This window comes from Halpernia humi (assembly GCF_900108025.1).
Classification (GTDB): Bacteria; Bacteroidota; Bacteroidia; order Flavobacteriales; family Weeksellaceae; genus Halpernia; species Halpernia humi.
Genome location: NZ_FNUS01000008.1, coordinates 120,405 through 141,164, shown reverse-complemented (window position 1 = coordinate 141,164; position 20,760 = coordinate 120,405). Strand labels below are relative to the sequence as shown.

Sequence of the window (20,760 nt, the reverse complement as noted above, 5' to 3'; positions counted from 1 at the left end):
TTACATCGTCATTCCAATATCAATTCCTTTAATTTTTCGGTATAAATCCGTTGCAAAATTATCCGTCATCCCAGAAACGAAATCTAGAACGCCCATCACTTTTTCGTAGTCTGTTCCTTTATCGTAAACAAACTGTTTTGGCAAGAGTTTTAAAGCCATTTTATCATAAGATTTTTGGGCTTCTTTTGGTTTTAAAATAGATGGAATAAAATGATGCAGCAATTCGTACATCACATTATAACCTGCATTTTCGATTTCAATGACGGCTTTATGGTTGTAAATTTTCTCGATGGAAAAAGACTCAATTTCTTGTAAAGAAGGATTTTTATTTTTGTAAATATCTAGTAAAGATTCGTTTAAATTTCCATTTAAAATATCATTAAAATTAGTTTTAAATAAATGCAAAGAATGATTAATCAAAGCATTAATAACTTTTGCGCGCAAGTAGGAAATCCGTTCGTTTGCGTTTGTAATTAAAGTAAGTTTGTCTTCTACCCTTTTTGTATTTGGGTTTTCAGATTTTATTAAATCAAAAAAAAGATTTTCGCAATCAGACGTAGAAACTATGCCCAAACGGTGCGCATCTTCCATATCGATAATATTATAGCAAATATCGTCTGCCGCTTCTACGAGCCAAACGAAAGGATGTCTTTTAAAAATTAATGGTTCAGAATTTTCCTCTAAAATACCGACAGATTTTGCGATTTCCTGAAAAGTATCTTTCTCGGTTTGAAAAAAACCAAATTTTTTACGGTTAATAAAGCCTTTTTTCTTCGCAACGGCTTCGCACGGATATTTTGCAATACTTGCTAAAGTGGTGAATGTGAGTTGCGTTCCGCCTAAATCTTTACCAGTTTGCTGATTTGTTAAAACCCTAATTCCATTGGCGTTTCCTTCAAAATTGATTAAATCTGCCCATTCTTTTTCGTTAAATTTTTGTTTTAAATCACTCTCATTTTTTTCGAAATAACTCGCGATGGCGTCTTCACCAGAATGCCCAAAAGCGGGGTTTCCAACATCGTGACACAAGCAAGCCGCGGCAATCACATTGCTTAATTGATGTTGATAAAACTGTTTAGAATTTTCATGTAAAACACTCGAGAAATTATCGCTTATAAATTCGCCCGCTAAACTGCCTAAACTTCGGCCCACAGAGGAAACTTCTAAAGAATGTGTCAATCTATTATGCACAAAAACACTTCCTGGAAGCGGGAAAACTTGTGTTTTATTTTGCAATCTTCTAAACGCAGAAGAAAAAATAATTCGATCAAAATCCCGCTGAAAATCTGTGCGCGAAACGGCTTGCGCAGAATGGTTTCCCGTGCGTTGATTTGTAAATAAATGGTTGAGTGAAGTCATGCAGCAAATATCGGAAAAAATTAAAATTAAATTAAAACTTTAATTTTAAACTATTAAGGTTTATGAAGGGATTAAGAATGTTACGGTTTGGAATCTTTATTTAAAATAGTAAAACTTCCAAAATTTATCAATACCTTGAAACATTAATAGAACGCTTAAAAAAAATATGTCAAACGAGAAAAATATACAAGAAAAAACCAGACTTCACATCCGAAATAAAAACCGTGAAAAATACGATTTAGAGGCTTTAGTAAATGCTGTTCCGGAATTAAAAAATTATATAAAACCCAATAAATATGGCGAAAATTCTGTTGATTTTGCAAATCCTGACGCGGTAAAATTATTAAACAAAGCCTTACTCAATTATTATTACGGCATTGAAAATTGGGATTTCCCAAGTGAAAATTTAACACCGCCAATTCCCGGCAGAGCAGATTATTTGCATTATATCGCAGATTTATTAACCGAAAATAATTACGGAAAAACGCCAATTGGCGAAAAAATTATGGGTTTGGATATCGGCGTTGGTGCGAGTTGTATTTACCCAATAATTGGCGCAACTGAATATGGCTGGAATTTTATCGGAACCGACATTAATGAAAACTCGGTAGAATCTGCGAAAAAGATTGTCGAGGAAAATGAATCATTAAAAGGAAAAATTCAAATTAAATTACAAGAAGATTCTACTCAATTTTTTAGTGGCATTATCAGTGAAGAAGATCAAATAGATTTCACGATTTGTAATCCGCCGTTTCATTCTTCAACAGAAGAAGCAGAAAAAGGTTCAAGACGAAAAGTGAAAAATCTGAGCGGAAAGAAAGTCGTAAAACCGACGCTTAATTTTGCGGGAATTAGCAGTGAACTCATTTATGAAGGGGGCGAACATACTTTTATTCACAACATGATTTCCGAGAGTAAAAATTTTGGAAAAAACTGCTATTGGTTTTCCACTTTGGTTTCCAAACAATCGAATATGAAAGGGATTTACAGATTATTAAACGAACTGGAAGTCGTTAATATTAAAACCATCCCAATTGGAACTGGCAATAAATCGAGCAGAATTATCGCTTGGACATTTCAGGATAAAGATGAACAGAAATCTTGGAAGGATGGGCGTTGGAAGATAGAATAACTACTTTTAATGGGAAACTTTTGCAAGGATTTTAAATTTAAAGTTTATTGGTATATTTGGTTTTATTAATGAATTTTTGTTTTTCTCAAATCATTAATTTTACTTATATTAATTTAAATCACGGATTATAAATCCGCGCTATCGGATTACAAATAAAATTATAGAATGAATTTCTTAAGATTATCAAATATTTTTAATTAAGTAAAATAGAATTTTATGAATATACAACTACCAGATAAATTTTATAAATTTTTAGTATTTTTATCTTTCATTTTAATAGTATTTATTTACTTGAAAAGTGGTGAAGATAGTAAGAGAGAGATAAACTCGATTTTGCATAGAAATTCATTAATTGACTCTTTAGAACTTAATAAACTTAAAGAGAAACAACTACGAGAAAACTTGATAGATGAAAGTGAAATTATATCAACTCGCAACAATATTAGAAACCCTATTAGTTACTCAAAAGATTCTTTAATAACCTTCAATAGAATAATTACTAGTAAAAATAAAAAAGAAATTGAGATAAATGATTTAATAAATTTGAGATGGAAAAACTTTCAGAACTTTGAAAATAAAAATTTGCTATTAGCAAAACAAATTGATCAGGCTAACGAAGACAATGAGATTGCAACTAAATTATTTGAGGATGAATTTTTTTGGCTACTAGTTTTATTATCAATAATTTCAGGAATGTTATTATTTGAAGGTATTAAGTCATGGTATAAGCAAGAACAACTAATTACTAATACTTTTAAAGATAAAAACTTGATTGTTTATCAAAGGTGCCAATCTTGTTTTAAAAAATTTTCCTCAATACGAAATTATTCGCAAAACGCAGATAACACAGTTAATTACGCATTTTGCGAAGATTGCTATCAAAATGGAAACTTCACTGAAAAGTACAAAACAATAGATGATTTATATAATGAACTAACCAACAATAGATCTCTAAAAGAAAATGAGGTAAAATATTTAAAACATAAAATCTGTAAATTAGATAGATGGAAAAAGAATGAGTATTAAGACAATTATTATTAAGTTATTTCCTAAGTACACAATGTCATCCAACTAAAAGCAAAAAAAAATTCCCTTCGTCACCGAAAGGGATTTTATATAAAATTTAATTTCTAATTTATTCCATATAACTTTCAATCGGCGCACAGGTGCAAACCAAATTTCTATCGCCATAAGCGTCATCAACACGTGCAACGGAAGCGAAGAATTTTCTCGTGCGAACCCAATCTAATGGATAAGCCGCTTTCTCGCGAGAATAAGGTTTGTCCCAAGAATCGGAAATCACCAATTCCATTGTGTGTGGTGCGTTTTTCAAGACGTTATTTTTTTCGTCTGCGTCACCGTTTGCGACCTCATCAATTTCTTTTTTAATGGAAATCAAGGCTTCCGCAAAACGATCCATTTCTTCCTTGCTTTCAGATTCTGTTGGCTCAATCATCATCGTTCCAGCCACAGGAAAACTCATTGTGGGTGCGTGAAAACCGTAATCCATTAAGCGTTTCGCGACATCAACGACTTCAATCCCGATCGATTTAAACTGGCGGAAATCTAAAATACATTCGTGCGCAACTCTGCCTTTTTTATTAACGTAAAGAATTGGGAAATGTTCGCCTAAAACTTCTTTTAAATAATTGGCGTTTAAAATGGCGTGTTCCGTGGCTTTCATTAAACCCGAAGTTCCGAGCATTTTGATGTAAGCGTAAGAAATATTTAACACCAAAGATGAGCCGTAAGGCGCACCGGAAATTCCGTCAATCGATTCTTTCGTCCCAATTTTGATATTTGGGTTGGTTGGTAAAAAATTAACCAAATGTGCTGCGACGCAAATCGGTCCAACGCCTGGTCCGCCACCGCCGTGAGGAATTGCGAAGGTTTTATGTAAATTCAAATGACAAACATCTGCGCCAATATTTCCCGGACTTGTGAAGCCAACTTGGGCATTCATATTTGCGCCGTCCATGTAAACCTGGCCACCGTTATCGTGAATTATTTTTGTAATTTCTTTAATATTTTCATCAAAAACACCGTAAGTTGAGGGATAAGTAATCATCGCTGCAGAAAGGTTTTCCTTGTGCAATTCTGCTTTCGCTCGTAAATCATCAGAATCGATTTCACCACTTTCAAGGTTTTTTACAACCACTACTTTTCCACCTGCTAAAACCGCAGACGCAGGATTTGTACCGTGTGCAGATTGTGGTATTAAAACAATATTTCTATGACCTTCACCAATGGATTTTTGATATTCTCTTATAACCATTAAACCTGCATATTCGCCTTGCGCACCAGAATTTGGCTGCAAAGAAGTTCCAGCAAAGCCGGTGATTTCTGCTAAATCTTTTTCTAATTCTTTGATCATGATTTGGTAACCTCCCGCTTGTTCCGTTGGTACAAATGGATGTACACTTCCCCATTCTGCCCAGGAAATTGGCAACATTTCAGTTGCAGCATTGAGTTTCATCGTACAAGAACCTAAGGAAATCATAGAATCTGTTAAAGATAAATCTTTACGTTCCAGCCTTTTGATGTAACGCATTAATTCCGTTTCCGTGTGGTAAGAATTGAACACGTCTTCCGTTAAAATTTCATCCTGACGCAAAATTTCATCAGGAATCTGAACTTCCTCACGAAGATTTAATCTAAAACTTTGCTTATCTACAAACTGTGCAAAAGCATCAAATAAACGTTGCAGTTTTTCCATGGTAGAAGTTTCATTAAGTGAAATACTCACAAAACCTTCTGAGAAATAATTTAAATTTATTCTTCTTTCTCGCATCAAACGCATCAAAGCATTTTTGTCTTCCGGATGCATTCTGAATTTTACGGTGTCGAAAATCGGTTCTTCAACCAAATCATAACCAAGTGCAAGCAAACCTTCTTTTAAAGCAATGGTTTTAAAATGAACCTGATCTGCGATAAAATTTAAACCTTTTGGCCCATGATAAACGGCGTACATTGAAGCCATTACCGCCAAAAGAACTTGGGCTGTACAAATATTGGATGTTGCTTTTTCTCTTTTAATATGTTGTTCCCGCGTTTGCAGCGCCATTCTCAACGCACGTTTTCCGTACATATCTTGCGAAACACCAATAATTCTACCCGGAATATCTCTTTTGTAAGATTCTTTACAGGCGAAAAAAGCCGCGTGCGGGCCACCGTAACCCATCGGAATTCCGAAACGTTGCGTGGTTCCAACCGCACAATCTGCGCCCATATCTGCAGGTGATTTTGCCTTAATTAAAAATAAAGGATCACAGGCGACAACGACTTGAAGATTATTTTCTTTATAATATTTAATATTTTCTGTGTAGTCTAAAATTCCACCATTTTTGCCGGGATATTGCAATAAAACACCGAAGTAAGAGTCATTGAACTGGTGGTTTTTGTGATTGCCAATAATCACATCAATTCCTAAACCTTTTGCTTTTGTTTTTAAAACTGAAATGGTTTGCGGTAAAACCAAATCTGAAACAAAAAATTTAATTGCGTCTGCTTTTTTCTGGTCTTTGCTTCTACTCTCAAAAAACATGTGCATTGCTTCTGCCGCTGCCGTAGATTCATCTAACAAAGAAGCATTTGCAATCGGCAAACCTGTTAAACTCACCACTAAAGTTTGATAATTTAAAAGTGCTTCTAATCTTCCCTGCGCAATTTCTGCCTGATAAGGCGTGTAAGCCGTGTACCAACTTGGATTTTCTAAAATATTTCTTTGAATCACAGAAGGCAAAATCACATTGTGGTAACCGAAGCCGATGTAATTATCAAACATCAGATTTTTTGAAGCCAATTCTTTAGAATGTGCCAACATTTCGTATTCCGAAAGTGGTTCAGAAATATCCAGATTTTTCTGTAAACGAATAGAATCTGGAATGGTTTGTGAAATTAATTCTGAAATACTTGAAACGCCCACTTTTTTAAGCATTTCCTGCGTATCACTTTCGTTTAGACTAATGTGGCGATTAACAAACTGCTGTGTATTCATATTTTTTATCGGGATTTTTAAGAATAAAAAGGTTCGTAAAAATACGAATTTTTAGAAGAGAGCGCAATATCTAACTTTTTTAAAAGATGATATTTGTCAAGGAAGATGTGAGATGTGAGATATGAGATTTTAGAAATTATTTAAAATAAATGCGATAATGATTATTAAAATAAAAAGTAGCAATAAATATTTAAATATTTTAGGAAAACCTGAGGGATTTTGAGGGGTTCTTCTTTGTGGTTTTAGCAATTCCTGAACGTCGGATTTTATTTTTTCTCTGTCGTTATCAAAGACTTCAGTGATTGTAATTCCTTTTACTGATGTCTTCTGAATTGCTGAATTGGTCGCATGTAGCAAAATCTGAAATTTTCCGTCGGTAAATTCGTTAATTTTAAAAGTCCTTTCACCATAAGATTTTTCTAAGCCGAAAGGTAAAATTTTCACTACATCTGCATTCTGAGTTTGCCAATTAATAATAATTTCCTCCCCTTTTTTTACTCTAATTTTATTGGCTGAAAAAGTTTTGATGTAAGGCGGTAAGTTATTTCTAAACGATTTTGGGACAGAAAAATTTTGATCATAAATCTTTCGGGAATCTTCATTACTCAGAGTTTCATAGGCTTCCTGAACTTCCCTAAAACGGTTTTCAAAGAATTCATCATCGCCATTTTTGTCTGGATGGTATTTTAAAGACAGTTTTCTGTAGGCCTTTTTGATGTCCTCTTCCGAAGCATTTTCCTGGACGCCGAGAAAATAATAGTAATCCTTCATGTTTTAAAACCGGGATACAAAAATAGGATTTTAAAAATTTACACAAAAAAAACGGAAAGATTATCTCTTTCCGTTTTCCAAACAATTATTAAAAATAATTAAGCCGCTTCATTTTCTTTTCTGAAATGTCTGTTGCAGCAGCGTTTTGAAGCAAAATTTTCTTTGATTCTATTTTTCAACTCTGCGTATTTTTCATCATCCATTTCTCTGATTTTGTCCGTGAATGCAAAAGGCGTCCGTCCTTTTATTTCATATTCCGCTAAAATTCCTTTTACTTCTTTTTTTCTGTCAGACATTTTTTTTACTGTCAAAGCAACTCCAACCGCTGCCAATGTAAGGAATACACCTTTTAAATTTGAATTTTTCATTTTTTTTATTTTTTTACTTTTTAATTAAAGTATGTTATATTCTTTAAGACGAACTTCTTTAGTTTTTACTTTAAATAATTTTATTTTTTTTTAAACTTAAAATTTATCTCGAAAGAATCCTCTCTCACATCGCTGCTTCCAGACTTCCTTCAGTTTTTCTTTCTGCTCGTCCGTCATCCCGCGCATTCTTTCTTCCTTTATTCTTCTGAATTTATTTCTTCCAAAACCACCTTTCCCGTGAAAACCACCGAAAAGTATTTTAGACAACACCAAAATTCCCATTGCTTGCCAAAAACTAATTGCTTTAACACCCAAAATATCGGGCAAGATATTGTTCCAAAGTCCCATTACAATTGCAGAAACTGCAAAAAACATCGCAATTACAAACAGAACCAAAAGGATCATTTTTCCTCTAAATTTATTTTTCATTTTTTTTATTTTATTCGTTTAGGTCTTTATATAAAATAGACATTCTTTTTCTTAAATGCTGAATGGCATAATTTTTCCGGCTAATGATGGTTTTAATATTTTCTCCCTGTTCATCGGCAATTTCCTGAAGTTTTTTACCTTCAATCTCGTGTTCCACAAAAACCGTTCTCTGCTTTTCTGGAAGTTCTTCTAGCGCCGAAAAAAGTTCTTTCCAAACTTCTTCCCGAAAGGCCAAAAGTTCAGGATTTTCGGAATCGTCCAGCAATAAAATATCTTTTATTGAAAAACTTCCGTCTTCATCTTCGAAAGTAAAATCTTCCAAATTTTCCGTCTTCTTTTTGCGGTAACTGTCGGTAATTTTATTTCTAGAAACCGTGTAAAGCCAACTTCCGATACTTACAATTTCAGAAATATTAGTCAGATTGCTAAACTGAAACCAGACTTCCTGCACAATATCTTCGGCATCTTCCAAATTATTCACTTTGGGACGGATAAAAGACAAGAGTTTACCACCGTAATTTTTCACGGCTTGTGCAATCAGATTTTCTTTTTCGCGTTGTGACATTTTTATTACTTCTACGTCCATAAAGATGCAGACGAAGGAAAACGAAATTTACTTTAAAAAGTTTAAAAATTAAATAAAAATTTCAAAAGTTATTTTTAAATATATTATAAATCGATTTTTATAATTTGAAATCTTAAAAACCCCTTCATCTTTCCTATTTAATATTTAAAAAGATTAATTTTGACGGATGAAATCGCCACAAACCTCTTGGGTGAACAATACTAATGAAAAAGGCGATAACATATGACCTTTAAAAATATTTATTTCTGCATATGAAAAGAAAGGTACTTCTCATCTACACCGGCGGAACAATCGGTATGGAAAAAGATTATGAAACGGGCAGTTTGCGCGCTTTTAATTTTGAAAATATTTTCAACAAAATACCAGAAATGAAACTTTTGGAATGTGAGGTTTCAGTTCATCCTTTCAAAAAGCCTTTAGATTCTTCGGATATGGGGCCTGAAGAATGGAAAATAATTGCCAATTACATCGGTAAAAATTACGAAAAATTTGATGGATTTTTAATTTTGCACGGTACAGATACGATGTCTTATACCGCGTCTGCATTAAGTTTTATGCTAAAAGGATTAAGAAAACCAGTGATTTTAACTGGCTCGCAACTTCCTATTGGAGATTTGCGAACAGATGCGAAAGAAAATCTTTTGACCAGTTTATATTATGCCAGTTTATATGAAAATGACGAGGCCGTTGTACAAGAAGTTGCGCTTTATTTTGAGTATAAATTATTACGCGGAAACCGAAGTTTAAAATATTCTGCGGAGTTTTTTGATGCTTATCAAAGTCCAAATTATCCAATTTTAGGGCAATCTGGCGTTCATTTGAATGTAGAAAAAGACAATCTTTTTCGAGCCGAAAAAAAAGAAAAATTTTCTGTGGATTTAAATATTTCACAAGATGTCTTGTTTTGGCGCATTTTCCCAGGGATGCAACTTTCTCATTTTAAAGATTTACCGAAAATGAAAGTTTTAATACTTCAGGTTTTTGGTTCTGGAACGATTTTTAACACCGATAAAACTAAAAAAACTTTAGAAAAACTTCGAGAAAACGGAACTGAAATTGTGGTTGTTTCGCAATGTATTTCTGGTGGAATTTCTCTTGGAAAATATAATAACAGTAATATTTTCAAAGAAATCGGCGCCATTAGCGGAAGAGATATCACCGCGGAAAGTGCCATCACAAAAGCGATGCATTTATTAAACAATCCAAATTATCCTGGAAGTTTTAGAGAAAATTTTGAAAAAAATCTTCGAGGAGAAATTTCTGAATAATAATTTCCTTGTTGATTCCAATAAAAAAACCTATTTTTGCGCACTTCAATAGAGAGGTGTCCGAGTGGTTGAAGGAGCTAGCCTGGAAAGCTAGTATACGGGTAACTGTATCGAGGGTTCGAATCCCTTCCTCTCTACAAAAACAGCAACAATGATGGTTGCTGTTTTTTTATTTTTTAGCGATTTATAGTAAATTTTCTGGGGTAAGTATTTTGTTAAAATTTTTTTCTGCCATCTCCTTTTCACCCCTCTGTTGTAAGAATCTTTTCGTGTGGTCATTCTTAAAAATCAAATACTATAATATTTTCTAATATTCCTTTTCGGATTTAGAAATTTGTAGTTTCTGCTGATCTGAAATTTCTGTTAAATCAAGATAATATAAATTAATAAACTTTCGCGTAAATATTATGACAACACGATGCAATCTTGTTGCAGCGGTGTAAGGCTCACAAAAAAAACCATCCTAAAATAAAAAGAATTGGAATCGTTAGGCTAACTAAAATACCTCTGATTAGATTTGTCTTTTCTTGATTTGGGTAAAATGTATCGGGTAAAATTTTATCCATAAGATATGCTATTGGTAAGAATAAAAGTATTCCTAAAAATCTAAAATTACCTCCTTTATGTAAAAATTCTAATTTTGAATAAAAAAAGATGTTAAAAAATGTAACAATTAAGACTCCAAAATCCATTAGAGTGAAACCTTTGGCATTTTTATTTGCTCTTTGATCGGTCTGCTTTATTGCCTTAAAAAATTTGAAATGTGAAATAAAGTAATATAGATAAATAATTTTTAATATCCTTTTCATAAGCACTCTCTATTTTATTATTATTGCGTCGCCAGTTTGTTCCGATGGAGCGGATTTGCAATCCGTGACAAGTTCTAAACATTCTACTTGTCTTTAAAAATTATTGATTTTAAGTGTCATACTTTTTAGATTTGTATTCATAAATTAAAAATAAGAAAAAACATTCAAACTTCTTATCAATTTTACGAGCACGGATTGCAAATCCGCGCTATCGGTGTAACTGTATCGAGGGTTCGAATCCCTTCCTCTCTACAAAAACAGCAACAATGATGGTTGCTGTTTTTTTATTTTTTAGCGATTTATTGTAAAGTTTTTTGCTTTTCAGAAATCACTTATGGGGTAAGTATTTTATTAAGATTTTTTTCTTTCATCTTCTTTCACTCCTTTGCTGCAAGAATCGTTTCGTTTTGTAATCCGTGATAAGTTCTAAACATTCTACTTGTCTTTAAAAATTATTGATTTTAAGTGTCATACTTTTTAGATTTGTATTCATAAATTAAAAATAAGAAAAAACATTCAAACTTCTTATCAATTTTACGAGCACGGATTGTAAATCCGCGCTATCGGTGTATTACCATCAACCTACATCATTATTATGCGAAGAAAAAGATAAAAAAAGCAAACATCAATAGGTGAAATACCGATTTCAGTAGGAAGGATTCTAAAAACACAATTCATTTTTTTTGATTTTTTTAAATCAAAACCATTCTCAGACACAAAGTTGAGAAAAACAAAAAAGGCCGTTTTCACTTTTTGTGATGCAGCCTTTTTGTATTGATCACAAAATAATGTTTCTGATACTGCATTATCCAAAAAAAAATAATGGTCACATTCAATTGAAATTTGGTGGTTAATAAGACTGACATTTGCAAAATAGGACTTTCGTTCTTGATTTTTTTATCTTCTTACCCCGCTGCGCAAAGTCTCCCGACTTTGAGCCTTAAAATCCCGATGGCGCGTATTTGTAATCCGTGACAAATTCTAAACATTCTACTTGGCTTTAAAAATTACTGATTTCAAGTGTCATACTTTTTAGATTTGTATTCATAAATTAAAAATAAGAAAAAACATTCAAACTTCTTACAAGTTTTACGAGCACGGATTGCAAATCCGCGCTATCGATATCCGCGCTATGGGGTTATTTAGACTTATAAAAAAAACCAAATAGAGTATGGGGTATTTTTTATTATTTAAAAATGAGATATTTGCTGAATATTTTTTTTGAATTATTTGTAGAAATCATAAATTGTGCAATTTACCCATTTGATTTTTTCATAAAAAACAGGTAAAACAATTTAAAATTTTTTATATCATACAAACAAAATTCGCAAATACACGTTTTCTGGAGTGAAGAAAATTTTCTCATCAGTAAACTTACTATTATTTTCTTTTTAGAAATTTTTTAGAAAAAGTTTTCCCGTATTTATCAGTTACATTTACAAAGTAAACTCCAGGTTCTAAAGCAGTAATAGAAATAGAATTTTGCAGAAGTTTTCCACCTTTTACAAAGTTCCCAACCGCATCATAAATAATAAAATCTTTTGGTGCTGAAAGGTTTTTAAGGAATATTTCTCCCTGATTTTCAGATAAATAAACAATAAAATTGTCTGTGCTGTCTTCTACTGTTGCTAAACCATTGGTGTCATACACTTTTACATCATCAAACATTGCTCTTGCCTTGCCGGCGTTTCCTGCTAATAATTGCAAATGAATTGGAGTAATGGTTTTTTGTAAATCGAATTCTGAAAAGACCTCTGACCCAATCGTTCCTGTCAATTGTTGGCCATCAATAAAAACTTTTGCTTTTCTGGTAGTTAAATTATGTTCTATCTTAATAAAATACCATTTATTTACTTCATATTTAAGATTTAGAAGATAGCGAGGTCCAGATCCGTTGTAGTAAGAAGTCATATAAATATTACCTGTTTCACAAAATTCTAATCGAGAAACTCTCGTTCCCCAACTTCCTACAGAAAAATTGCCAATTCCAATTCCTGCAGAAAGTCCATTTGCCGCTAAATCCATATTAAACCAAGATTCAACAGTAACTAAATTCGGAAAATCAACTATTTTGTAAACTTCTGCCGACCAATTTGCTTTTCCTTCTAGTTGAAAAGACTGCGCTCCGTTTTTCACCACATTATTCACTACTTTTTGGTTTGCTGTTCCTGTTCCGTTATATTGTAATTTATATCCAGATGGAAATGCACCTAAAGCATCACTTTCAAAATCATCATTCACTAGTACTTGACCAAACATTAAAGTTTGAAGTAAAAGCAATCCTGTAATAAACAAATTTGTTTTCATTGCTTTAAATTTTTACTTAAATTTACCACAGAATTTAATGAATTCCTAAAAATTTAGATTAATAATCTTAATAATTGATTTTAATCATAGTAAAAAACTGCTAACTAATAAGAGCCTGTTTAAATTTCATTCAATAAATTTTTTATAGCCTTTTCTTAATTTTCTAAATTAAAATAAACTCTGTTTATTCTTAAATTTAACATTAAGAATTTCAGTGAGTTAAGTTTATTCTGATTAAGCAATCAATAAATTGATTTTTATTAAGTTTTTTAAGCGAAAATGGCTTAATTCCTTAATGGTAAAAATAAATTATAAATTTAAACAGGCTCTAAATTTTTAATAATTGTTTATCGGCTTAAAATTTCACAATCTTAAGAGCAACGAATTGCTAGAAAAAAGAACTTTGCAAAAGTCGATTCTGGCATAAGAAGTACTTGTGATTATTTCAATTTTTACCAAGTTTACAAATTAAGAAATAATCAAGTAAAGCCTTTTTATATAGATTTTAAAGTAAATAGTTGCTATTCTGTAAACGCCGTTTCCGTTTTTTTAAACTCACTTTTTATTCCGAAAAGCAAGTTTTGGGGAGATAGATTTGTCGTTCTTTCTTCAATAGCCAAAATAGATGCTGTCATTATTGCACCCGCAATTTGTGAGCCTGTTAAATCATATTTTTCTGCCAAATCTTCCAATAAATTACAATCCACTTCTGCATTTTTTGAAATCATTTTTTGCCATAACGCAAGCCTTTCTTCCATATTTGGTTTAGAAAATTTAATGATAGAATTAAATCTGCGTAAAAAAGCATCATCAATATTATTTTTAAAATTAGTCGTCAAAATCACCAAACCATTGAAACTTTCAACGCGCTGCAGAAGGTAACTCACTTCTTGGTTGGCATATCTGTCGTTGGAAGATTTTGTGGAAGTTCTTTTACCAAAAAGTGCATCGGCTTCGTCAAAAAGCAAAATCCAGTTTTTATTTTCTGCGAGATTAAATATTTTTTCTAAATTTTTTTCGGTTTCGCCAATGTATTTTGAAACCACTTGTGATAAATCTATTCGGTAAACTGGCTGATTAAATTCTTTCCCAATTAAACTTGCAGTAAGCGTTTTCCCCGTTCCAGAAGGGCCATAAAACAAAGTTCTATATCCTGGCAAAATGTGTTTTTGAATTCCCCACTCTTTCAGTAAAGTTTCATGGTGTTTTAGCCAAAGTTTTATTTGGTTGATTTGCGAATGAAGCATTTCACTCACAATCAAATCTTCCCAATCCATCAAAGTAGTCACTTCTTTTGCCGGAAAATTTGTGCTGAATTTTGGTTTTAATTTTTCGCCGAAACAAAGCAAATGCACCGTTTCTGAAGGAAGAATAATTCTGCCGCTCATTTCTGGTTCACCTATCTTTACCTCATCTAAATACAAAATATTTTCTTTGGAAAACCAATGTTCTGGGGAAAATAATTGTTGCAATTGCAATCTATCATCTATATTTTCTTTTGCTAAAATAAATTGTATGGTTTCTCCCGTAGGAATAACGCCTTTATGATTTCCCTCTCTGGTTCCGCCGAATTGAATAAAATCTTTCTTTTGAAAATTTAGTTCTTCAATTATTTCATCAAAAAAAGTGGGCAGAATGTGAGGAACCATCGCAACCAACAAAATTACCGCCTCCGTGTGCGTTGTTTCTCTCATCAAAACATCAGAAAAAGAATTTTTAAAATTGAATTCTTCTTCAGATGGCGTTTCAGATAACTGTGAAATGATATATTTTTTTAAAACTTTAAAGGGCATTTTTTTAATTTATTTTATATTTCATATCCACTCGGCAGGAATAATTATGGTGTTTTTTGCATTGAATTTTTCTAAAACTTTTAAAAATTTTTCAGTAATGCCAAATTCTGGGTGATCTACAAAGCCAAAAATATCTTCGCGTTCCCAAGAATCAAAATAAACCTGTAAATGTATTTGGTTTTCAGAATTTTCTCTGTACATATTTTTCATTTTATCTGCATTAAACTGCAAAATATAACTTTTGCAAAGACTGCATCTTTCTGAATAATCATAAGCAATAGGAATATTTAAAACTTTAGAATTTAGAATTCCTAAACAATAAAATTTTGGCAATTCTTCTATTCCGTTATAATATTCTGATTTTTTTACAGTCACTTTTATTGGTGCAAAACCTTTTAATTCTTGCGCCACCAGTTCTTTATAAAAATTTTCTGTAATAATTAAAGCACCTTGCGGACAAAAAATATCCTCTCCATTGTAGTTTTCGATTATCAATTCTACATTAGCGAATTTTATTTCTTCTGGGATTTCTTTGTTACAAAGTTTGCATTTTTGCTGTGCAACTTTAAAGGTTTCTTCGCCCAAATATCCTAAAACATTAGAACAATTTAAAGTATATATTTTTGGCTTCATTTTAAATTAATTTAAAAGATGTTTAAAACTATCTGTGATAACGGCAATTTCATCTTTTGTTAAAGCCCTTCCTAATCTGGCTTCTTCACTCACAATTTTTGTGAGACTTTTACCAATGAAGCCATCAGATTTTGTTGCAAAATCTGTTATAATGTTTCTTACGCCATCTTCATTAATCAATCCTTTTGATATTAAATCATCTAACTGTAAATAGATTTTATCCCACCCTTTTCTAATGTCTGACAAGTGAAGAACGGAGTTTATATCGCCTTTAGGAATTGCTCTTAAACTTTTAGGTGCGTTTACAAGTTCTTTTTCAAAATACTTCGCATATCTGGAATTTTTTTCTATTAAATGATGTATTACTTTATCCGATATGCCTTTGTTGCCGTGGGTTAAATCAAATATTTCTCTATAATTTGGTGTTCTATCAAATTTATCAAGGTTTGATATTTTTAATAACTCTCTTCCTTGGTCATCTACATATTTTTCACCTTTTTTTAGAACTTTGTTGGCTTCATTTGCATCAACTTTTAGTAGATCTCCTATTTCTTCATTCGGCATTGGACCGGCCATAATAACAAAGAGAGGATTTATTTCGGCTAAAATTTCCCAGCGTTTTCCTTGGATTTTAAGAATTACTTTCTTAATTCTCATTCGCTCCAAAATATCATCTCCTAATTTACGCAAAGATTTAAAAAGTTTGCCTAAATTTTTCCCTGCAATACCTTTAAATAATACTTTGCCTTTCTCAATAATAAATTTAGCAAATTTTAGGACAGATTTTGCGGCGGTTTTTACTAGTTTTATTCCGCCTTTTACAACTTTCATCACTGCTTTTGCACCGACTTCTATTACTTTAAAGCCGAGATACATTGCAAGCTCTATAACTGCTGCACCTAAACCTCTGCTAAATCCTTTGGTACCGCCTTTTACATCGCCATCCCACGCTTTGCTTATTCCATCCACAAGATAGCCCCCAAATTGTGCAATCATTACGCCTACAAAAACAGCTTCTAAAATTGGCATGATCACTGGTAAAGCCGCCGTTATTGCGCCTCCAGTTGCAACTTCAGCTGCAACAAAAATTACAATTGCGGCAATAATACCACCTACAACATACGGCCAATTTGCATTCCACCATTTTTTTATGCCCGCTTTCATCATTTCCCATTTTATTTCAGCGCGCTTCATTGGGGTTAAACCATCATCTATTTTTTTACTGGGAGTTGCGTTTTGTGGAGTTGTTTCAGAGCCGGTTGCTTCTTTCATTACAGCATCCATAGATCTACTTGGATCATTTCTTTCGCCGAGTGCTGCTTCGGTTTTCCCCTCTGTTTGCATTCTTCGTAATTCTGCCTGCATTTCTGGCGATAAATCTTCAAAACTTACTGCATCTACACCAACATTAGCATTAGTCCAAGGTGCTTTTGGTAAGCCATCTTCAGAATATCCGCCTTTATCTGATAATAATCCCATTTGCATTGCCGCCATTAATTCTCCCGGACTTAGCGGTTCATCTAGATTGGCGCCCAATAATTCTTCCATTCCACCTTGTTTGATGCTGCTAAAGGAAATTGCAAATATTGCATCTTTCAGATGGCCAAGTCTTTCTAATAATTCTCCTATTTCGCCTTTAATAATCATACCCACAACAGTAAGAATACCGTTATAAATACTTTGAATTAGTCCCAAGAGTTTGTCTAAAGTTTCTGCAAGAAAATCTATTATTGCTGTTACAATTTTTTTGAATAATTCAAATGCTTTGTTTACATATTTTTCTGCAAATGCAACTGCGTAATCTATTTTTGCTTTTATTTTATCTCTTAACGCAGGAAAAGTAGCAAATGCAATATCAACAAACGCTTTAAGTGTTGCACCAAATACTTTAATTATACCTACAATTAATTTTCTTGCAAATTCTAAAGCAGCAACTATAAGTTTTTTTGCAGCATTAAAAATAAACTTCACCGCTTTTCTTAAATTATCATAGATAAAGTTCATTGCTCTTTTCAAAGCATTTATGAGTGCCGAAGCTTTGTCTTTTAACCAACCGAAAAAACCTCCACTTTCTTTTTTCTTTTTGGCTTTTGCTTCTGCCGCTTCTTTATCCGCTGCTTTTTTAGAATCTTCTGCTTTTTTATTTGCTTCGTCTAAATGTTTTTGGGCTTCATTTTCACCTTTGGATTTCTCTACATTTATTTTTGTAAGAGTTTTTGCGGATTCTTGTGTAGATTTAGTGTGGAAATCTGTTTCTACTTTTTCTAAACCATTTTTCCATTCTACTCTAGCATTATTTACACTTTCTTTTGTTTCTTTGGCAGAATTAATCTGTGCTTTTTGAGATTTATTTTTTTCAACCTCTATTTTTTCATCGGTATCTGTTTGTTTTTCAAGCACTTTTGTTTCGTGCTCTTCTTGGGCTATTTCATATTTCTTACTTTCTTCACCTATTTTTGATTCTATTATAGGCGCAAAATTTGAATTAATTAAATTTTCATCTAAACCCTTTGCACCAAAACTTTTTATGGTTTTTACTTTTACGTTACTAGATTTAATTTTATGTTTTGAACTTAAAATCTTATGATCTGGTTTTTTTAAAATATTATTTTCACCATAATCTTTAGAAACTTCTATTACGGCAGAAAGCTTCTTCATATTTACCGACAAATTTTCAGATGATTGTAAACTAGACAAATTTTTGGTATCTGCTTCGCCCGTTAGTTGAACTTCTGGATCTACTTCCATTTTTGTTGGCACAGAAGAAGTATCAAGATTTATGGAATCTAATTCATTTTGTGCGGCGTGTTCTATATTTGCTTCTTTTTCTAAAGACTGAAAAGGATGGTTTGTGATTTTTAAAGGTGTCTTTTCTGGGATAGCTGGATCTTTTATGACCGAGTTTTTAACAGAACCTGTAATAATTTTATTTTTCGGAGTTGCTTTAGTTTTGGTGTTTGTTTTCCCTTTTATATTTTTTGAAAATTTTTTTTCGGAAAATCCATAAGCACTTCCTTCAGTTTCATCTACTTTAGGAATTTTACTTAATGTTTCCGTTTTTTGTGTATTTAAAATTGTTGCACTTTCATTTTGTACTGCATTAAAATTAAGACCAAGTTGTGTGGCAGGAGAATAAGACAAGTTTACCAAAAGCAAGCCTGGGTTACTTTTGGCAACAGAAGAAGTTTTTGCTTTCGCTTTGGGTTTCAATTTTACTTCTTGTGCTTTCATTGCTCATTCTATTTACTATATCTTGTTTTCTTGCAATTTTTTTTAATTCCAATTACAAAATAAAAATTCTTCCATCCAAGGTGTTTTTATCATACCGATTCCCCATGGAAGTTGGTTTAATAAAATATCAAAGCCTTTTTCTTCTACCCACATTTCAAATTGCCTGTCTTGCGTTTCTTCTAACTTGGCTTTTCTTTGCAAAAAAGTTTGTTGCAGCGCAACTGTGGAAGATTTGCTCATCGCCGTCCAATGTTCTAGAACGGCTTCTAATAGATTGTTGCAACTTTCTTTTTCCGTTTTTGTAATTTTTAATTTTGTGTTAATCACTTTATTAAGGTCGAAACCACAGAGAATTTTATTTAGCAAAAGATCACTTTCCTGGGTTTCTTCTTTTCCTGTAACCAAATATTGGCTTAGTAATATGGCTTTTTGTTGGCTTATCTCGTTTCTCCAAATCTCATTTTTAGATAGATTTAATTTTTCGAATAATGCCTTTAGAAAAGGATGCAAGATCACCAAACCCGCATTTTCTATAAAAAGTGCTTTTTGAAAACTCGTTTTTTCCACAAGTGTTTTTGTTAGAATTACTTCAGTTTTGGTATCCAATGTTTCGATTTCTGAATGGTCTAAAATAATATAAAAGAATTGCAAATATTCGGCTTCAAAATAATTTTTCAATTGAATAAAATACTTGAAAACCGCCTTTATATCTACTTCTGAAATCCCCCAATATCTTTTAGATTCTGCTAAAAACTGATTGATATAAGTTTGGTAAGAATCACTTTTTACCAAAAGCAAAACCATCCATTCTAGAAATTCAAACCAAAAATTGCCTTGCTCTTTATTTTGAAATTTGTGCAAAAATTCTTGCAGTTTGGGGGCATCTCTCTTTTTGTCTTTAAAAAAATCAAATAAAAAATCTTTCTCTTTTGTAAAATGTAATAATAAATAAATTTCTTCTTTTAAATATTTTGGCGCATTAAAAATAAATCGCAAAACACAAGCATTGTTTTGATGAAAAAGTTTAATGAGTTCTATAACAAAATCTTCACTAAACTGAATTTGTTTTACAATTTCGTCTATATTTTTCGAAATCGTATTTTCTTCTAAAATCCCATTTTTTAAATAGTTCAAAAATAAAAATCTGGCATTTTCTTGCATCGAAATTACCGCATTCAAATCTTGATTTTCATTCGTTAAAACGTGGTTGTTTTTATATTTAATTAAAGGTTTATTTTCAATTAAATAATTTTCAATTTGTAGCAAACTTTCTTTAATAAGAACTTCTTTCCAGTTTTTATGTTCTATTTCGCTAATATTAATGTCGATACATTCTATTTTCCAAATCTCATATTTTTCATCATATAAATTGAGGAGATTTTCTAGTTTTGGATAAAAATTGTTCTCTAACAAAAAACCCAAATCGTTTTGCATTTCTTTCCCAAACTGGGCAGATTTACAATCTATCTCAATGGTATTTTTTGTAATTAAATGCATTTTATTTTAAGAATTGTGAATGGCGAAAGAGGCGGAAATGGAATCTCCGGCAAACAAATTGTCATTTAATTCTTGGCTTTCTATTAAAATAATTAATGATCGCGCGTTGAACGTAAAATTCAAATTGGCAATTCTAAACTTTTTGGCTGGTTGAATTTCTAATTTTCTATAAATTTCGGCCGATTTATTATTCCGAATTTTTACCAAAAAATCTATTGTATTTTCGTTGTTTTTAATAATAGAATTTAAAGAATTAAATAAACCTCTGTTATTCACAAGTAAAGATAATTTGCCTTGCAATGTTTGTTTTATGCCAATTTGCAAGGTAATATTGGCAAATAAATCAGTAATTCCTCGGATGGAGTACGAGACGATTGCGCCACTTGCATCTGTTAAATCTCCATTATATTGAAAAGTTTCTAATGAATTTGTATTGCCGGAATTTAATTCATCACAATTTAAAATATCTTTTAAAATTGCGTTGGTGTCTGTTGCTAAAATATTTCCTTTAGAAATTATTTTCGCATCTATGTTTGTTATAATGTCTGCTTTGGTTGCCATAATTCTATTTTTTTTGAGG

The 20,760-nt window shown here is 32.0% G+C and carries 16 protein-coding genes and 1 tRNA gene; 4 read left to right on the top strand and 13 right to left on the bottom strand.

What is annotated here, in order from left to right:
- The gene (gene dgt, locus C4S29_RS14280) at positions 1-1,359 is read right to left on the bottom strand and encodes a dGTP triphosphohydrolase (protein ID WP_103914785.1); all 1,359 of its coding nucleotides are present in this window, start codon (positions 1,357-1,359) and stop codon (positions 1-3) included.
- A gap of 166 nt (positions 1,360-1,525) precedes the next feature.
- On the opposite strand from dgt, the gene rlmF reads away from it, so the two are divergent.
- The gene (gene rlmF / locus C4S29_RS14275) at positions 1,526-2,491 is read left to right on the top strand and encodes a 23S rRNA (adenine(1618)-N(6))-methyltransferase RlmF (RefSeq protein ID WP_103914784.1); all 966 of its coding nucleotides are present in this window, start codon (positions 1,526-1,528) and stop codon (positions 2,489-2,491) included.
- Positions 2,492-2,707: 216 nt separating this feature from the next.
- Positions 2,708-3,517, top strand: a complete 810-nt coding sequence (locus C4S29_RS14270; RefSeq protein ID WP_103914783.1) for a zinc ribbon domain-containing protein — start codon at positions 2,708-2,710, stop codon at positions 3,515-3,517.
- A gap of 109 nt (positions 3,518-3,626) precedes the next feature.
- On the opposite strand, the gene gcvP is transcribed toward C4S29_RS14270, so the two are convergent.
- The 5 genes from gcvP to C4S29_RS14245 all read right to left on the bottom strand — a co-directional run bounded on the left by gcvP (position 3,627) and on the right by C4S29_RS14245 (position 8,621).
- Positions 3,627-6,488 carry an aminomethyl-transferring glycine dehydrogenase gene (gene gcvP, locus C4S29_RS14265; protein ID WP_103914782.1) on the bottom strand — a complete coding sequence of 954 codons (2,862 nt, stop codon included), beginning with the start codon at positions 6,486-6,488 and terminating at the stop codon, positions 3,627-3,629.
- Positions 6,489-6,617: 129 nt separating this feature from the next.
- Positions 6,618-7,259, bottom strand: coding sequence for a J domain-containing protein (locus tag C4S29_RS14260; protein ID WP_103914781.1), 642 nt, complete (start codon positions 7,257-7,259; stop codon positions 6,618-6,620).
- Between the two features lie 98 nt (positions 7,260-7,357).
- Positions 7,358-7,627 (bottom strand): hypothetical protein, encoded by a 270-nt coding sequence (locus C4S29_RS14255; RefSeq protein ID WP_103914780.1) that lies wholly within the window; start codon positions 7,625-7,627, stop codon positions 7,358-7,360.
- Between the two features lie 96 nt (positions 7,628-7,723).
- Entirely contained in the window at positions 7,724-8,056 is a 333-nt protein-coding gene (locus C4S29_RS14250; RefSeq protein WP_103914779.1) for a hypothetical protein, read from the bottom strand.
- Between the two features lie 10 nt (positions 8,057-8,066).
- The gene (locus tag C4S29_RS14245; RefSeq protein ID WP_103914845.1) at positions 8,067-8,621 is read right to left on the bottom strand and encodes an RNA polymerase sigma factor; all 555 of its coding nucleotides are present in this window, start codon (positions 8,619-8,621) and stop codon (positions 8,067-8,069) included.
- Between the two features lie 272 nt (positions 8,622-8,893).
- Between C4S29_RS14245 and C4S29_RS14240 the strand changes: the two genes are divergently transcribed.
- Both C4S29_RS14240 and C4S29_RS14235 read left to right on the top strand, forming a co-directional pair.
- The gene (locus tag C4S29_RS14240) at positions 8,894-9,910 is read left to right on the top strand and encodes an asparaginase (protein ID WP_103914778.1); all 1,017 of its coding nucleotides are present in this window, start codon (positions 8,894-8,896) and stop codon (positions 9,908-9,910) included.
- Positions 9,911-9,960: 50 nt separating this feature from the next.
- A tRNA-Ser gene (locus C4S29_RS14235) sits at positions 9,961-10,047 on the top strand.
- A 309-nt stretch (positions 10,048-10,356) separates the two neighbouring features.
- On the opposite strand, the gene C4S29_RS14230 is transcribed toward C4S29_RS14235, so the two are convergent.
- From C4S29_RS14230 to C4S29_RS14195, 7 genes are all read right to left on the bottom strand, one after another.
- Positions 10,357-10,719, bottom strand: coding sequence for a hypothetical protein (locus C4S29_RS14230; protein ID WP_103914777.1), 363 nt, complete (start codon positions 10,717-10,719; stop codon positions 10,357-10,359).
- Between the two features lie 1,380 nt (positions 10,720-12,099).
- Entirely contained in the window at positions 12,100-13,026 is a 927-nt protein-coding gene (locus tag C4S29_RS14220) for a T9SS type A sorting domain-containing protein (RefSeq protein ID WP_103914775.1), read from the bottom strand.
- Positions 13,027-13,547: 521 nt separating this feature from the next.
- Complete coding sequence (locus C4S29_RS14215) at positions 13,548-14,819, bottom strand: ATP-binding protein (protein WP_103914774.1); 1,272 nt, start codon at positions 14,817-14,819, stop codon at positions 13,548-13,550.
- 21 nt (positions 14,820-14,840) lie between these two features.
- Positions 14,841-15,452, bottom strand: coding sequence for a hypothetical protein (locus C4S29_RS14210; protein ID WP_103914773.1), 612 nt, complete (start codon positions 15,450-15,452; stop codon positions 14,841-14,843).
- A 6-nt stretch (positions 15,453-15,458) separates the two neighbouring features.
- The gene (locus C4S29_RS14205; RefSeq protein ID WP_103914772.1) at positions 15,459-18,683 is read right to left on the bottom strand and encodes a hypothetical protein; all 3,225 of its coding nucleotides are present in this window, start codon (positions 18,681-18,683) and stop codon (positions 15,459-15,461) included.
- 42 nt (positions 18,684-18,725) lie between these two features.
- The gene (locus C4S29_RS14200; protein ID WP_103914771.1) at positions 18,726-20,180 is read right to left on the bottom strand and encodes a contractile injection system tape measure protein; all 1,455 of its coding nucleotides are present in this window, start codon (positions 20,178-20,180) and stop codon (positions 18,726-18,728) included.
- Between the two features lie 6 nt (positions 20,181-20,186).
- Positions 20,187-20,741: a hypothetical protein gene (locus tag C4S29_RS14195; RefSeq protein ID WP_103914770.1), complete on the bottom strand. Its 555-nt coding sequence runs from the start codon at positions 20,739-20,741 to the stop codon at positions 20,187-20,189.
- Positions 20,742-20,760 lie beyond the last annotated feature (19 nt).

What these genes read in the sequence shown, in the direction of transcription:
- dgt (WP_103914785.1), bottom strand. Translation starts at nt 1,359, where the DNA reads ATGACTTCACTCAACCATTTATTTACAAATCAACGCACGGGAAACCAT.
- rlmF (WP_103914784.1), top strand. Translation starts at nt 1,526, where the DNA reads ATGTCAAACGAGAAAAATATACAAGAAAAAACCAGACTTCACATCCGA.
- C4S29_RS14270 (WP_103914783.1), top strand. Translation starts at nt 2,708, where the DNA reads ATGAATATACAACTACCAGATAAATTTTATAAATTTTTAGTATTTTTA.
- gcvP (WP_103914782.1), bottom strand. Translation starts at nt 6,488, where the DNA reads ATGAATACACAGCAGTTTGTTAATCGCCACATTAGTCTAAACGAAAGT.
- C4S29_RS14260 (WP_103914781.1), bottom strand. Translation starts at nt 7,259, where the DNA reads ATGAAGGATTACTATTATTTTCTCGGCGTCCAGGAAAATGCTTCGGAA.
- C4S29_RS14255 (WP_103914780.1), bottom strand. Translation starts at nt 7,627, where the DNA reads ATGAAAAATTCAAATTTAAAAGGTGTATTCCTTACATTGGCAGCGGTT.
- C4S29_RS14250 (WP_103914779.1), bottom strand. Translation starts at nt 8,056, where the DNA reads ATGAAAAATAAATTTAGAGGAAAAATGATCCTTTTGGTTCTGTTTGTA.
- C4S29_RS14245 (WP_103914845.1), bottom strand. Translation starts at nt 8,621, where the DNA reads ATGTCACAACGCGAAAAAGAAAATCTGATTGCACAAGCCGTGAAAAAT.
- C4S29_RS14240 (WP_103914778.1), top strand. Translation starts at nt 8,894, where the DNA reads ATGAAAAGAAAGGTACTTCTCATCTACACCGGCGGAACAATCGGTATG.
- C4S29_RS14230 (WP_103914777.1), bottom strand. Translation starts at nt 10,719, where the DNA reads ATGAAAAGGATATTAAAAATTATTTATCTATATTACTTTATTTCACAT.
- C4S29_RS14220 (WP_103914775.1), bottom strand. Translation starts at nt 13,026, where the DNA reads ATGAAAACAAATTTGTTTATTACAGGATTGCTTTTACTTCAAACTTTA.
- C4S29_RS14215 (WP_103914774.1), bottom strand. Translation starts at nt 14,819, where the DNA reads ATGCCCTTTAAAGTTTTAAAAAAATATATCATTTCACAGTTATCTGAA.
- C4S29_RS14210 (WP_103914773.1), bottom strand. Translation starts at nt 15,452, where the DNA reads ATGAAGCCAAAAATATATACTTTAAATTGTTCTAATGTTTTAGGATAT.
- C4S29_RS14205 (WP_103914772.1), bottom strand. Translation starts at nt 18,683, where the DNA reads ATGAAAGCACAAGAAGTAAAATTGAAACCCAAAGCGAAAGCAAAAACT.
- C4S29_RS14200 (WP_103914771.1), bottom strand. Translation starts at nt 20,180, where the DNA reads ATGCATTTAATTACAAAAAATACCATTGAGATAGATTGTAAATCTGCC.
- C4S29_RS14195 (WP_103914770.1), bottom strand. Translation starts at nt 20,741, where the DNA reads ATGGCAACCAAAGCAGACATTATAACAAACATAGATGCGAAAATAATT.